This window comes from Lacinutrix iliipiscaria (assembly GCF_042686125.1).
GTDB lineage: Bacteria > Bacteroidota > Bacteroidia > Flavobacteriales > Flavobacteriaceae > Oceanihabitans > Oceanihabitans iliipiscarium.
Genome location: NZ_JBHUOV010000015.1, coordinates 165,716 through 180,216, shown reverse-complemented (window position 1 = coordinate 180,216; position 14,501 = coordinate 165,716). Strand labels below are relative to the sequence as shown.

10 protein-coding genes are annotated in these 14,501 nt (G+C 33.6%); 3 read left to right on the top strand and 7 right to left on the bottom strand.

Annotated elements, in window-relative coordinates:
• Positions 1 to 21: 21 nt before the first annotated feature.
• Positions 22 to 1,257, top strand: coding sequence for a multidrug effflux MFS transporter (locus ACFS5M_RS13550; RefSeq protein ID WP_183489543.1), 1,236 nt, complete (start codon positions 22 to 24; stop codon positions 1,255 to 1,257).
• Position 1,258: 1 nt separating this feature from the next.
• Here ACFS5M_RS13550 and ACFS5M_RS13545 read toward each other — a convergent pair whose 3' ends face one another.
• The 6 genes from ACFS5M_RS13545 to ACFS5M_RS13520 form a co-directional block, all read right to left on the bottom strand.
• Positions 1,259 to 2,035, bottom strand: coding sequence for an NYN domain-containing protein (locus ACFS5M_RS13545; protein ID WP_183489319.1), 777 nt, complete (start codon positions 2,033 to 2,035; stop codon positions 1,259 to 1,261).
• A gap of 71 nt (positions 2,036 to 2,106) precedes the next feature.
• Complete coding sequence (locus ACFS5M_RS13540; protein WP_183489317.1) at positions 2,107 to 3,870, bottom strand: ABC transporter ATP-binding protein; 1,764 nt, start codon at positions 3,868 to 3,870, stop codon at positions 2,107 to 2,109.
• Positions 3,871 to 4,145: 275 nt separating this feature from the next.
• Entirely contained in the window at positions 4,146 to 5,861 is a 1,716-nt protein-coding gene (locus tag ACFS5M_RS13535) for a serine hydrolase (RefSeq protein ID WP_183489313.1), read from the bottom strand.
• A 76-nt stretch (positions 5,862 to 5,937) separates the two neighbouring features.
• Positions 5,938 to 7,845: an acetate--CoA ligase gene (gene acs, locus ACFS5M_RS13530; RefSeq protein ID WP_183489310.1), complete on the bottom strand. Its 1,908-nt coding sequence runs from the start codon at positions 7,843 to 7,845 to the stop codon at positions 5,938 to 5,940.
• A gap of 33 nt (positions 7,846 to 7,878) precedes the next feature.
• A complete protein-coding gene (locus ACFS5M_RS13525; RefSeq protein WP_183489307.1) occupies positions 7,879 to 8,235 on the bottom strand; it encodes a DUF779 domain-containing protein in 357 nt (118 codons plus the stop codon).
• Between the two features lie 66 nt (positions 8,236 to 8,301).
• Positions 8,302 to 9,801, bottom strand: a complete 1,500-nt coding sequence (locus tag ACFS5M_RS13520) for an aldehyde dehydrogenase family protein (protein WP_183489304.1) — start codon at positions 9,799 to 9,801, stop codon at positions 8,302 to 8,304.
• Positions 9,802 to 9,973: 172 nt separating this feature from the next.
• On the opposite strand from ACFS5M_RS13520, the gene ACFS5M_RS13515 reads away from it, so the two are divergent.
• Positions 9,974 to 10,894: an AraC family transcriptional regulator gene (locus tag ACFS5M_RS13515; protein WP_183489301.1), complete on the top strand. Its 921-nt coding sequence runs from the start codon at positions 9,974 to 9,976 to the stop codon at positions 10,892 to 10,894.
• Here the strand turns inward: ACFS5M_RS13515 and ACFS5M_RS13510 are convergent.
• On the bottom strand, positions 10,891 to 12,264 hold the full coding sequence (locus ACFS5M_RS13510) for an alanine/glycine:cation symporter family protein (protein WP_183489298.1): 1,374 nt from the start codon (positions 12,262 to 12,264) through the stop codon (positions 10,891 to 10,893). The genes ACFS5M_RS13515 and ACFS5M_RS13510 overlap by 4 nt on opposite strands.
• A 141-nt stretch (positions 12,265 to 12,405) precedes the next feature.
• On the opposite strand from ACFS5M_RS13510, the gene ACFS5M_RS13505 reads away from it, so the two are divergent.
• Positions 12,406 to 14,442 (top strand): GEVED domain-containing protein, encoded by a 2,037-nt coding sequence (locus ACFS5M_RS13505; RefSeq protein WP_183489295.1) that lies wholly within the window; start codon positions 12,406 to 12,408, stop codon positions 14,440 to 14,442.
• The last annotated feature ends 59 nt before the right edge of the window (positions 14,443 to 14,501 follow it).

Sequence of the window (14,501 nt, the reverse complement as noted above, 5' to 3'; positions counted from 1 at the left end):
ATATTAACATTCTATTATAATATTTATGCAAAACACTCTAAACAATTAAAGTACTTTTGCGGGATGCAAAACACACAAACTGTAAAGTTAGAGTTCATTTTATTGATGGCATCTTTAATGTCTATTGTAGCATTAGCAATTGATGCTTTACTTCCTGCGCTATCATCTATTGGTATATCTTTAAACAATTCTGATTCGAGCGATAGTCAGCAGTTAATTACTATGATTTTCTTAGGCTTAGGAATTGGTCAATTGATATTAGGTCCATTATCTGATAGTTTTGGAAGAAAACCTATTGTATATATTGGCTTTATAATTTTTGCTTTTGCAAGTGCTATTTGTGTTTTATCTACATCTATTGAAATGATGATTTTTGGTCGTGTCTTACAAGGTGTTGGTTTGGCTGCTCCAAGAACTATAGCTATAGCGATTATTAGGGACTTATATAAAGGTGATTACATGGCAAAAATCATGTCCTTTATTACTACTTTTTTCATCCTTGTTCCTGTGGTTGCTCCAGTTATGGGAAAATTTATTTTAAATTTTTATGATTGGAAAGCTATTTTTTATGTCCAACTGTTAATGGCTTTTTTAGTTTGTTTATGGTTTTGGAAACGACAACCAGAAACACTAAAACCAGAATATAAAATAAAGTTCAGCAAGTATGTTTTTATTAATGGTTTAAAAGAATTACTAAAACACAAAATAACTTTAGGGTTCACCTTAGTCTCAGGGTTTATTTCTGGTGCTTTTATAGTGTACTTAAGTGCTTCACAGCATATTTTTGAAAATCAGTATCATCTAAAAGAAGAGTTTCCATACATATTTGCTGGATTAGCTGCTGGTGTTGGTTTATCGACCTTTTTAAATGGTTCTTTTGTCATGCGATTAGGTATGTGGCGATTATCCTATTTAGCAATTATTGTTTTTAGTATTAATGCTTTAGTATATGTACTATTATTTTGGAATACTACAAACCCACCATTAGCAATACTACTAATATTTATGGCCATACAATTTTTCACAATTGGATTTATCTTCGGAAACATTAGAGCCATTGCTATGGAACCTATTGGGCATATTGCAGGAATAGGTGCTGCTATAACAGGATTTATAGCCACTGTAATGGCTGTACCTATTGCCAATTATATTGGAAGCTTTGTAGATCAAACAGCATTACCCCTTTTTGTTGGGTTTTCTGTATTTGGAATGCTCTCTCTTTTTATTTTTATATCTCTAAAACACAAGAAGGTATAATCTATTGGCGTTTTTTTGTTTTAGATTTTGGTTTTGGTTTTTGTTCTTTAATCTTCACATAAATCAATTTAAAGCGTCCACGAGAATCTTCTCGACGTTCTATTTCAAAGTTATTAATGGATTTAATTAAAGGGGTTAATTTTTGAAAACCATAATTTCTTGAATCAAAATTAGGCTGTTTTTTTTGTAATAAACTACCAACATCTCCTAAAAATGCCCAACCATCATCATCTGCTAAATCAGAAATAGTAGATGATATAAACCTGATTTCTTTAGCTGTTATTTTATCTAAGCTATCTTTATTACTATCCTCCAGATCTTCAGACTCAGATGCACTTTTTTGTGCTTGGTTTTTAAGAATCTCTATATAAATAAACTTATCACAAGCGACTATAAATGGGTTTGGAGTTTTCTTTTCACCAATACCATACACTTGCATACCAGCTTCACGAAGTCGTGTTGCAAGTTTTGTAAAATCGCTATCACTAGACACTAAACAAAAACCATCAACTTTTTCAGAATATAGGATATCCATGGCATCAATAATCATCGCAGAATCTGTTGCATTCTTACCTGTAGTATATCCATACTGTTGAATAGGTGTTATGGCATTTTCTAAAAGCACATTTTTCCACTTCGATAGATGCGGTTTGGTCCAATCGCCATAAATACGTTTTATAGTTGGATTACCATATTTAGCAATCTCTTCCATCATTTCTTTAACATAAGCTGACGGAATATTATCACCATCTATAAGTACTGCTAGTTTTATATCCATAATTAGTTTTGTTTAAAGGTACGGAAAACCTAGTGGTTACTCCTCTTAAAATTAAAAAGTTAAAATCGGTTTTAAATCTTAGCTTGATAGGTATACAAATCATAGTATCTCCCATTTTTTGCAATTAATTCATCATGTGTTCCGCGTTCAGCTATACGTCCGTCTTCAATAACTAGTATTTGATTGGCTTTTCTAATTGTACTCAATCGGTGAGCAATAACAATAGTCGTCCTATCTTTTACTAATTGCGCTAAACTTTTCTGAATTAAAGCTTCGCTTTCGGTATCTAGATTAGACGTTGCTTCATCTAATATAATAATTTTAGGGTTTGCTAAAATAGCTCTTGCAATAGCTAAACGTTGGCGTTGACCTCCAGAAAGCTTCACTCCTCGTTCTCCAATTAAAGTGTCTAAGCCATCTTCAAAGCGATCTGTAAACTCATTAACATAAGCCGCTTTAACAGCATTTAGCAATTCGGTTTCAGTAGCTTCTGGTCTTGGAAACATAATATTTTCTCTAATTGTTCCTTCAAATAAAAACTCATCTTGTAAAACAACTCCTAAATGTTGTCTGTAACTACTTAAATTAACTTGAGATAAATCTTGGTTATCGATGGTAACTTTACCAGATTCAGGATTTAAAAATGTAGCTGACAGTCCAGCTATAGTTGACTTTCCTGAGCCAGAGCTTCCCACTAAAGCAATTACCGAACCCGAAGGCGCTTTAAAACTGATGTTATGCAAAACCTCTTTACCTTCTTCGTAAGCAAAGGAGACCTCTTTAAATTCGAGTTCGCCTTTGATATCGTTTAATAAAACAGTTCTATTTGGATCTTCGCTTTCGGCAGTCATATTCATTAATTCTTCGGTTCTATCTAAACCAGCAAGTGCTTCTGTTAACTGACTTCCAATATTACTCATTTGTATGATAGGCGCAATCATAAAACCTAATAGTAAAGTAAAAAAGAGAAAATCTCCAGTTGTCATAAGATCTTGCATCATGTAATAACCACCAATTCCCATAATACCTGTAGTTGCGACTCCAATAAGAAAGGTAGAAGAACTTGTCATAAGTGCTGTTGCTGTCATGCTCTTTTTAACATTTTGAAAAAGTTTATCTACGCCTTTTTCGAAAATTATATTTTCCTGAGGTTCAGCATTAAAGGCTTTAATTACACGAACTCCAGCTAGAGTCTCTGTTAAGCGTCCTTTTACTTCAGCATTAATCTCTCCTCTTTTTCTAAATATTGGTCGAATATATTTAAATGCTTTTAAAGCTATAATTCCAAAAATAGAAAGTGGGATAAACACAAAAAGGGTCATCCATGCATTAAGTTTAATTAAAATGACTAAAGACACAATTGCTGTAAACGTACCTCCAACTAATTGTACTAGACCTGTACCTATAAGGTTTCTAACGCCTTCTACATCAGTCATGATTCGTGATACGAGTGCGCCAGACTTTGTATTATCGAAAAAACTAATAGGCAAGGACAATACTTTTTTCTGTACTTGCGCACGTAATTCGGAAATTAAAAATTGCGCCTGAATGGCTAATATTTTAGTCAATAAAAAAGAGGTTACGGCTTGAATTAATATTGCTAATAATACGATAATGATTAAAGAATAAAGCTGACTATAGTCTTTTGATGGTACGACTTCATCAAGCAGTACTTTACTTTGCCATGGCAAAACTAAGCCAGATAAACTTCGAATAACAATAAGTATTAAACCAATAAACACTAGTTTACGTCTTGGCCAAATAATCGTTTTAAAGGCTTGCACCATAGTGACTTTTGGCTTCGTTTTTTTTGTTTTTTCTTTGAGGTGTTGCATGTGTTTATTTTAAATCTAAGCGTCTTACTATTTGAATTATAATTTATTGTATTGTCAACTAATATGCCATAATGCTTTATATGACATAATAACAATCTTATTTTATAAGCTTTATTTTTAATGATTATATTATGAAAAAACGCAACCTTTTGGGTTGCGTTTTGCATTAGTGATTGAGCGTTTGTTGAAACTCCTTAAAATTTTTAAATTTTAAGAGTGACTCGCGAAAGCACGACCAAACTTAGCCAAAGCTATGTTTGGGAATGCCCAACAACTTATTCGTCTAATTTTTTTCCAGGTAAGACTTGTCCGCCTTGATATAGCGTCATACTTGTAACTTCACCAGACTCATCGACATTAAATTCCACATTAGCTTCAACCACTTTTAAATAAAATTTATTTTGTGCTGAAGCAAAAATTTCAAATTGTGATTGTCCAGTAGCTTGGGCAAACATTTGATTTTCTTTTCTAGTCACAGTTATAATAAATCCAGGTGCTAATTCGTATTTTCCAACATATGTATCGAGTACATCCTGAGGGATAACCACTTCTTTAACTACATTTTTTACACCCATACTTTCTAGGACCGAAACTGCATTTGTATTAGCTGGATTAAGCTCTAGTGACTTTTCATAATTTTTCTTAGCTAAGACAGAATCGCCTTTAGCCAGATACGCTTCACCTAAAGAATCGTAAGGGTTAGAGGCGTTTGGATACATGTTAACATTGAGTTTAAAAATGGCTAAGGCATCGTCTAGGGCTTCACCGTTTAATAACTCATAACCTAATGTGTTAAGCGCTTGTTCGTTAAAATTGTATTCTGTAGCTGCATTGCTTTTTTCTGACATGTATAACGCAATTGCAGAATCAATACCACTCGTTTGAATTTCTTTTTTTAGCAAAGTTACTATTGATTTTTTTGGTGCTACTAAAGGTGTTGGACCTCCAAGACTTCTAAAACTCAAGGCACCAATATCTGCTGTATTATTTGTTAAGATGACAACCCCTTTGTTGGTTTTAGGAACGAAACCTGCAAATGATGAATAGCCACCTGTACGTCCGTTATGCCATATGACCTCTTTATCATTTTCGTAATGCCAAGCCAAGCCTATTTCGTAATTATTTTCTTTATTCTTATACGCAGACTCATGAGATAATTGCATGGCATTATAAAAAGATGATTTTGTTACGCCCATATTAGCTTGTATGTATTTGACCATATCGCTAACCGTTGAACGAATACCTCCTGCTCCAGCCATAGTAATAATGTCCCAGTTCTCAACTTCAGCAAGGCCGTCGTGTCCTTTAGCTAACCGTTTTTTCATAGATTCATTTAAAGCAATAGCAGTATCATTCATCCCTAATGGTTTAGCAATATTATCTATTAATAATTGCTCGAAAGTTTTACCACTTTGAAGCTCTAAAATATGGCCAAGTAAACCCATTCCTAAATTTGAATATTCATATTGAACTCCTATATCACGATTGAGCTCATGGTTAGAAAGAAAATCATATAACTGCTCGTAAGTATAATCTACAAACGGATTGTTAGGGTTTTTAGGCGTAAAATTATTTGGCATTCTTGGCAAAGCAGAAGTATGAGTTGCCAAATCAAGAATGGTAATATTTTTACCATTTCTAGCAGGTGTTTTTACAGTCGATGGCAAATATTTTGAAATAGGATCCTCTAAGCTCATTTCTCCTGCTATAATCTTTTGAGATAAAAGAACCGTTGTAAAGGTTTTTGAAATTGAACCGATTTCGAAAACAGAATGTTCATCAACATCTGTCCCATTTTCTAAAGCAGTTTGTCCTGCACTATAATACTCGACAGCATCGCCATCAATAAATCCCATTGCGATGGCTACATCTGTTTTAGTTTCTATTCTGGCTTTAATATGCTCCTTAACTTCAGAAGAAATTAAATTATCTTGAGCTTGTAATGTAAAGCTTATAAATAATAAACTGAAAACAAAGACTAGTTTTTTCATGATGCGAGAATTTTAAGGTTAGATTTAATTATCAACTAATCATAAGACGTTGGTATAGTATAAATAGTTACAACTATTACAATTTATTATCAATAATATGCTGAACCACCTCTGGATTTAAGAGTGTGCTTATATCACCTAAATTAGTGGTATCGTTTTCAGCAATTTTACGAAGAATGCGTCTCATGATTTTTCCCGAGCGTGTTTTTGGCAAGCCTTCTGTAAATTGAATCTTATCTAGTTTTGCTATAGGTCCAATTCGATCAGCGATAAGTTGGTTGACTTCTTTACGCAGGTTATCATGGTTTCTGTTTTCTCCAGTATCTTTTAGAGTCACATAACCATATAGAGCACTTCCTTTGATATCATGTGGAAATCCTACAATAGCACTTTCAGAAATTGCAGGATGTTCGTTAATGGCATCTTCAATAGGAGCTGTACCTAAGTTATGACCAGAAACGATAATGACATCATCTACTCTACCTGTAATTCTATAATAACCTACTTCATCTCTTAGTGCACCATCACCTGTAAAATACATATTCTTATAGGTTGAAAAATAGGTGTCCTTATAACGTTGATGATTTCCCCAAATGGTTCTTGCAATACTTGGCCAAGGGAACTTTATACACAAACGCCCTTCTACTTGATTGCCTTTTAGTTCTTCGCCATTTTCGTCCATTAAACATGGTTGAATACCAATAAAAGGTAAAGTCGCATAGGTTGGTTTTGTTGGTGTTACATACGGAATTGGTGTTATCATAATACCACCTGTTTCAGTTTGCCACCACGAATCAATGATAGGGCTTTTTCCTTTCCCGACATTGTCATTATACCAATGCCATGCTTCTTCATTAATTGGCTCGCCAACACTTCCTAGAACTTTAAGAGAAGATAAATCATATTTTTCAACTAATTCTACACCTTGTTTTGCCAAAGCCCGAATTGCAGTTGGTGCAGTATAAAACTGATTGACTTTATGTTTTTCAACAATATCCCAAAAACGTCCAAAATCTGGATAACTTGGTACACCTTCAAACATTACTGTAGTTGCACCATTGCACAATGGTCCGTAAACAATATAACTATGTCCTGTAATCCAACCAATATCTGCGGTACACCAGTATACATCATCTTCTCTATATTGAAACGCATTTTTAAAAGTATAAGCTGTGTAAACCATATAACCCGCTGTGGTATGCACCATCCCTTTAGGTTTTCCTGTAGAACCAGAAGTATATAAAATAAACAGAGGATCTTCAGCTTGCATGACTTCAGCCTTACATTGATCTGAAGCTGCATCTAACAAAGGTTGAAGCCATTGATCACGACCTTCCTTCATATTTATATTGGAGTTAATTCGTTTAGCAACCAAAACTGTATTTACGCCTTGACAATTTTCTAAAGCTTCATCAACAATACCTTTTAAATCGATTGTTTTTGCTCCACGATAAGAACCATCTGCAGTAATTACCATTTTACAATCGCTATCATTTATTCGAGTAGCTAATGCTGTTGATGAAAAGCCTGCAAATACAACAGAATGTATAGCTCCAATTCTTGCACAAGCTAAAACAGAAATGGCTAATTCTGGAATCATTGGCACGTAAATACAAACACGATCACCTTTTTTCACGCCTTGTGCTTTTAAGACATTCGCGAATTTATTAACACGATGATACAATTGTTTGTAAGTAATATGTTTGGCACCTTCATTAGGATCGTTGGGTTCAAATAAAATTGCGGTTTTATCTCCACGAGTTGCTAGATGCCTATCTATACAGTTCTCGGTAATATTTAATTGAGCGCCTTCAAACCATTTTATTTCAGGTTTGGTAAAATCCCAGCTTAAAACTTTGTCCCATTTTTTTCGCCATAGAAAATGTTCTTCTGCTATTTCTTCCCAGAAGTTTTCAGGATTTCTGACAGATTTACGATAGACTTGATAATATTCTTCTAAATGTTTAATGTGGTAGTTACTCATCTTATTTTTGTTTGTTTTAGCAAGTTAATGCATCTATTTTAAATTAAAAAATGCTTCTTCTTCATTTGTTAGCAATCTTGAATGAATTAAAAAACGAAGTCCTAAAGGTATTTCTAAAGAAAAACTTGCTCCTCGACCTTCAGTTACATCTACAGTTAGATGAGTATGCTTCCAATATTCAAATTGATCTTGATTCATATAAAAATTGACCCCATTTAATGTCCCTAAAAAGATATCGCTTTCGTCTAAATACATATCATTTTTTTCAAATAACATTGGTGCTGATCCATCACAACAGCCACCACTTTGATGAAAAATTAATTCACCATGTTTTGCTTTTAACTGCTCCAATACTTTTGAAGCTTCCTCTGTAATTGCTACTCTTTCCATAATTTATGATATTAAAAAGGCTGAATTCACTTTTAAATTCAGCCTTTAGTGCTATAATCTATACTACTAAAAGAACCCTAATTTATTTTTATCGTATGAGATTAACATATTTTTGGTTTGACGATAATAATTAAGCATCATCACATGATTTTCTCTACCAAAACCTGATTTTTTATAACCTCCAAATGGCGCATGTGCAGGATATGCATGATAACAATTCACCCAAACACGTCCAGCTTTTATGGCTCTAGGGATTTGATATAATTGATGTGCATCACGCGTCCATACACCTGCACCTAATCCGTAAAGTGTATCATTCGCAATCTCTAATGCTTCAGCTTCATCTTTAAATTTAGTCACACAAGCCACAGGACCAAAAATTTCTTCTTGAAAGACTCTCATTTTGTTATGACCTTCTAATAAGGTAGGTTTTATATAAAACCCATTTGCTAAATTTCCAGGTAATTTATGAGCAGATCCTCCAGTTAATACTTTTGCGCCTTCATCTTTACCAATTTTAAAATACGATTGTATTTTTTCATATTGATCGTTTGAAGCTTGCGCTCCAACCATCGTATTCACATCATAAGGATTGTCTTGAATGATGGCGTTAGTACGTTCAATAACACGCTTCATAAACGCGTCATAAATATCTTCTTGTACTAAAATTCTAGAAGGACAGGTACATACTTCTCCTTGATTAAAAGCAAATAAAACTGCACCTTCAATTGCTTTATCTAAATACGCATCGTCAGCATCCATTACAGAATTAAAGAAAATGTTAGGCGATTTCCCTCCTAATTCCATCGTCACAGGGTTTAGGTTTTTAGATGCATATTGCATAATTAATTGTCCTGTAGTGGTTTCTCCTGTAAATGCCACTTTATCTACTCTAGCACTTGAGGCTAAAGGTTTTCCTGCTTCTGGACCAAAACCATGCACAATATTTACTACGCCTGGAGGAAATACATCCGCAATTTTCTCCATTAATAGTGTTGCAGAAGAAGGTGTTTGTTCTGCAGGTTTTAAAACCACACAGTTACCAGTTACTAATGCTGGAGGTAATTTCCAAGATAGCATTAAAAGCGGAAAATTCCATGGAATAATTTGACCTACCACTCCTAATGGCTCTTTAATATTCATTGATAATGTATGTTGGTCCAACTCGGTCGCACTACCCTCTTCTGAACGAATACATGCAGCAAAATATCGCCAATGATCTACAGCTAATGGCACATCTGCATTTAAGGTTTCACGAATTGGTTTCCCATTATCACAGGTCTCTACTAAAGCAAATTCTTCAAGGTTCTCTTCAATAATATCTGCCACTTTGTTAAGTAAAGTTGCACGTTCTGTTGCTGACGTATTTCCCCAGGCTTCTTTGGCATTATTGGCTGCATCTAATGCTAACTCAATATCCTCTTTTTGAGAACGTGGATATTTTGCAATTAAACTGTTATCAATTGGCGATGTGTTTTCAAAATATTGACCACCTATAGGATCTGTAAACTTCCCATTGATAAAATTGCCATATTTTTCTTTAAACTTAGGTTTAGAATAACTCATATAAATTCGTGTTAAATTAGTAATTAATTAATTTTTCAATCTAAAAAATAGATTATCTTTAATTTTGATAAAATTATTTTATCATATTCTAATTCTCTTGAACGTATTTATTATATTCTTGAACATATCTCTTATTTAATTATTCATGTCTTAAAATTTTGTAATATTGAGTATGAAGTCATTATTAAATCAACATAGAAATAACAGAAAACTAACCACTTTAGTGGAAAACCGAACAACATATAATGCTGATTATGCTGAACTTAATATATATGAAACTCATGCTTTTGCCGAAAAAGTATCGCTAACCTTTAACTTTCCAATTATAGCAAGTATGCTCACAGGAAAAAAAATTATGCATCTTGACGGTTTTGAAGCATTTGATTTTTTTCCAGGCGAATCTGTAGTTATGCCAACCAATAAAGAAATGGTTATTGATTTTCCGTTGGCTACAAAAGAAAGTCCGACACAATGTTTAGCCCTTGGTATAGATGCTTTTAAAATTGATGAAGTGGTTGAAAAATTTAATCAGCAAGTTGCTATTGAAAATGAAAACAACAATTGGAACATCGATGAATCAGCATCTCATTTAATAAATAATGCAGATGTTAATCATCTTATAGAGCGTTTGACTTATACATTTACCAATAACAACAAATCAAAGGATGTATTACTAGATTTAATGATTCAAGAATTGATTGTTAGATTACTACAAACAAAAGCAAAATCTCTTATTATAAACGATCCTAATCAGATTTTTAACGACACAAGAATAGGAACCGTTATTAAATACATAAAAGATAATTTAACCAATAAAGATATTAATGTAGAGGTGTTAGCTAAAAAAGCATATATGAGTACCTCTCATTTTCATAAGCAATTTAAAAACACATTAGGCATCTCTCCTATAGACTATATAAATTCTGAAAAAATTAAGTTTTCAAAAAAACTCATTAAAGAATCTAAAGATTTTAGAATGTCAGAAATTGCTTTTAAGTCTGGATTTAATAACACGAGTTACTTTAATAGACAATTCAAGAAAATGGAATTAATGACACCACAACAATTTAAGGCGTCTATAAAAAAATCTTAGTCTTTATTTATTCGCATAAAATATGCTTTCGCTTCTTTTACCACTTTTGGAGCTAATATTAATGTGGCAGTCATTGTTGGTATTGCCATAAGTGCAAATACACCATCTATTAAATTAATCATTAAAGCTAATGATGTTGTAGCGCCTAAAATAATACTTAAAATATAGAAATAATTATAATAATGTTTATGTTTTTCACCGACAAGAAATGACAGACATTTTCCGCCATAATATGCATAAGAGAACAAGGAGGAGACACTAAATATAACAATACAAAGCAACAATAAATACCTACCATAAGTTGGCATTGCTGCGCCAAATGCATTTGCAGTTAAACTCACACCATTAGCTTCAGTTGTTTGCCAAACTCCTGTTACCAAAATGGCTAAAGCGGTAAGCGTACAGACAATTAAAGTATCAATAGCAGGACCTAACATGGCAACTAACCCTTCACGTATTGGTTCATTGGTTTTTGCTGCTCCGTGTGCTAAAGGTGCTGTTCCAATACCAGCTTCATTTGAGAATGCACCACGACGAATTCCTAAGATAATTAGTCCACCTAAAACTCCACCTAAAAAGGCGTCACCTTTATAATTTTCTGCAGCAAAAGCATCTGTAAAAATAAGTTTGAAGTATGTAGGCACAACTTCCGCATTAGCGAATAAAATAATAAGAATAAGCACAAAATAAAGTAATACCATACTCGGCACTAATTTAGAAGCGACCTTACTAATTCTGTTGAGTCCGCCTAAAATTACAATTGATGTTATAGTTACTAATACCAAGCCGATTATTAAATTAGAAGTCAAGTTTACCTCTATGCCATTCGGACTTAAAACAATATCATTAATGGCTTGTGTGAGCTGATTTACATTAAAAACTGGCAATGCGCCAACTAAACCACAAAGACTAAAGAACACTGCTAAAGGTTTCCAATGCTGACCTAAACCTTCGGTAATAAAATACATTGGTCCGCCTTGTGTATTACCATTACTATCTTTTCCTCTATACATAATTGCCAAACTTGAGGTAAAGAATTTAGTAGACATACCAATAATAGCACTTATCCACATCCAGAATACTGCTCCTGGACCACCAATAGAAATCGCAACAGCGACGCCTGCAATATTTCCCATACCAATTGTAGAAGATAAAGCTGTTGTTAATGCTTGAAAATGCGAAATTTCTCCTGCATCCTCCATATTATCATACTTGCCTCTAAGAATCTGAATGGCATGACCTAAATAACGAAATGGTAAAAAACGAGATAGAACTAACAAATAAGCTCCACCTCCAATTAATAATATTAACAAAGGTAAGCCCCAAACGAATGAAGCGAAATCAGAAAAAAATTGATTTAATTGATGCATTAAATAATTTAAAAATTACAGTTGAGTAAATAGATCATTTTTTGAATTGCCAAAGTTAATTAATTTGAATTAAGTTTCTTTTTTTATTGAACTGGGTATTATTTTTATACTTTTGAGAATAATTAATTAACAATCAATACTATGACAATAAAAACTACTTATTCCTTTAACAAAATAATTGCTTTTATCGCCTTTTTATTTTGTTGTTCATTTATTCAAGCTCAAGAAAGAACTTGTGGAATGACCGAATATATGGAAGAAAAAATGAAAGACCCAGAATATGTAAAAATTTATCAGGCCTCTCAAGAAAAATTTAAAGCTCAACTTGCTGAACAATTAAGCAAAACTTCTTCGCTGTCTAGAAGAGCATCTTCTATTATTATTCCTGTTGCTGTTCATTATCCTGAAGCAAATGAAGCAGACAGAGTGTGCTTAGAAGCACTGGCTCAAAATCAAATTGATATTTTAAATGCAGATTATACTGCAACAAATAGTGATATTGCCCTATGGAATTCGGCAAGCTCTAATTATCATGGCTCGAACTCTGGTGCTGCGAATATTTATTTCTGCATTGCAACTATGAATCATCCTGTTGGTGTTGACCCAGACATGGTTGAAGGCGGTCCAGCAGTTACTATTGGATACAACTTTGGTGGCGGCGGTAGTACTGACGCTACTTGGGGTGGTTATATGAATTTTTTAGTTAAAGATATTGGTGGCGGATTATTAGGATTTTCTCCTTTAGGCGGAAGCATCACTAATGGCGATTCTGTAACTATGAATTTAGGTGCTTTTGGTTCTGGTTCTGGATGTCCAGGATCTGGAATTGTTCCTGGTGCGCCTTTTAACTTAGGTAGGACGGTTACTCATGAACTAGGTCATTTTTATAATCTAAACCATACATTTACTGGTGATTGTGGTGGTGATGATGCAATCACAGATACTCCAAATATTGATTCTGAAAATTATGGTTGTCCGACGCCAGGAAGCATTGACGCTTGTGTATATGACAATGCTTTAACCATGAACTATATGGATTATACAAATGATGCTTGTATGTATATGTTCACTCAAGGTCAAGCATCTGTAGTTGATGCATATATTGCCACTATTCAACCTCAATTTAAACCTAATGTAACTGAATGTACAATCGATCCAGATTTTAGAATAACGTCAGATAATGCTTCAATTTATATATGTCCAGAGTATGAGGCTGTTTACAACTTATCTTATGGAACGTATTCTGGATTTAGCGAAGACACCACACTTTCTGTTACAGGAAATCCTGCTGGATCTACAGTCACTTTTAGCTCGAATCCTGTATCTGCTGAAGGTGATCTTACAATGACAATTGATGATTTAGATGGTGCCAGTCCAGGAACATATAGTCTAAGAATTACTGGAACTTCAACTAGTGTTAGTCACGATACTTATATAACTTTAAATATTAATAATGGTGTTTGTCCGTCGACTGCACATACAGAATACGCAACAAGTACTGAAGGTGTGGTTTTCAATACGCTTAGTAATCTTAATAGTGGAAAGCCTTCAGGCTATAGTGATTATACTGCAATGTCAACCGAAGTTGAGGCTACAGAAACTTATAACTTAAGCGTGAGAACAAATACTGATGGTAATTTTTTATGTACCACTAGAGTTTGGATAGATTGGAATCAAAATTGCAGTTTTGATGATCCTGGTGAATTATACGAATTGGGTGATACTCAAAATGTAACCAATGGACTAACAGCTAATTCTCCTTTACCAATAACGGTTCCTGCTGATGCAGTTGAAGGATTTACAACAATGCGAGTGACAACTAAATATAAACCTGAAGGGTTTCCTACTTCATGTGAAAATGGTCATGATGCTGAAGTTGAAGATTATTCTCTTAATGTCATGACTTCATTATCTGTAGGTGAAGAAGAATTAAATAGTTTTGCAGTATTTCCTAATCCAAATAATGGAGCGTTTACTGTTTCTTTTAAAACTTCATCTGATCATCCTATAGACATTAAAGTTTATGATATTAGAGGTCGCAACGTCTTTAATAACACTTATGAAAATACGCCAACTTTTAATGAAATAATTAGTTTAAGAAACATGCAATCTGGAATGTATATCTTAAATGTCACTGAAGGCTCTAAGACTGTCATTAAAAAAATGATTATTGAATAGTCTTCTAAAAAAAATAAAAAAAGCGACCATAGTGTCGCTTTTTTTATGCTAATCAGCAG

What these genes read in the sequence shown, in the direction of transcription:
- ACFS5M_RS13520 (WP_183489304.1), bottom strand. Translation starts at nt 9,801, where the DNA reads ATGAGTTATTCTAAACCTAAGTTTAAAGAAAAATATGGCAATTTTATC.
- ACFS5M_RS13525 (WP_183489307.1), bottom strand. Translation starts at nt 8,235, where the DNA reads ATGGAAAGAGTAGCAATTACAGAGGAAGCTTCAAAAGTATTGGAGCAG.
- ACFS5M_RS13540 (WP_183489317.1), bottom strand. Translation starts at nt 3,870, where the DNA reads ATGCAACACCTCAAAGAAAAAACAAAAAAAACGAAGCCAAAAGTCACT.
- acs (WP_183489310.1), bottom strand. Translation starts at nt 7,845, where the DNA reads ATGAGTAACTACCACATTAAACATTTAGAAGAATATTATCAAGTCTAT.
- ACFS5M_RS13535 (WP_183489313.1), bottom strand. Translation starts at nt 5,861, where the DNA reads ATGAAAAAACTAGTCTTTGTTTTCAGTTTATTATTTATAAGCTTTACA.
- ACFS5M_RS13515 (WP_183489301.1), top strand. Translation starts at nt 9,974, where the DNA reads ATGAAGTCATTATTAAATCAACATAGAAATAACAGAAAACTAACCACT.
- ACFS5M_RS13505 (WP_183489295.1), top strand. Translation starts at nt 12,406, where the DNA reads ATGACAATAAAAACTACTTATTCCTTTAACAAAATAATTGCTTTTATC.
- ACFS5M_RS13545 (WP_183489319.1), bottom strand. Translation starts at nt 2,035, where the DNA reads ATGGATATAAAACTAGCAGTACTTATAGATGGTGATAATATTCCGTCA.
- ACFS5M_RS13510 (WP_183489298.1), bottom strand. Translation starts at nt 12,264, where the DNA reads ATGCATCAATTAAATCAATTTTTTTCTGATTTCGCTTCATTCGTTTGG.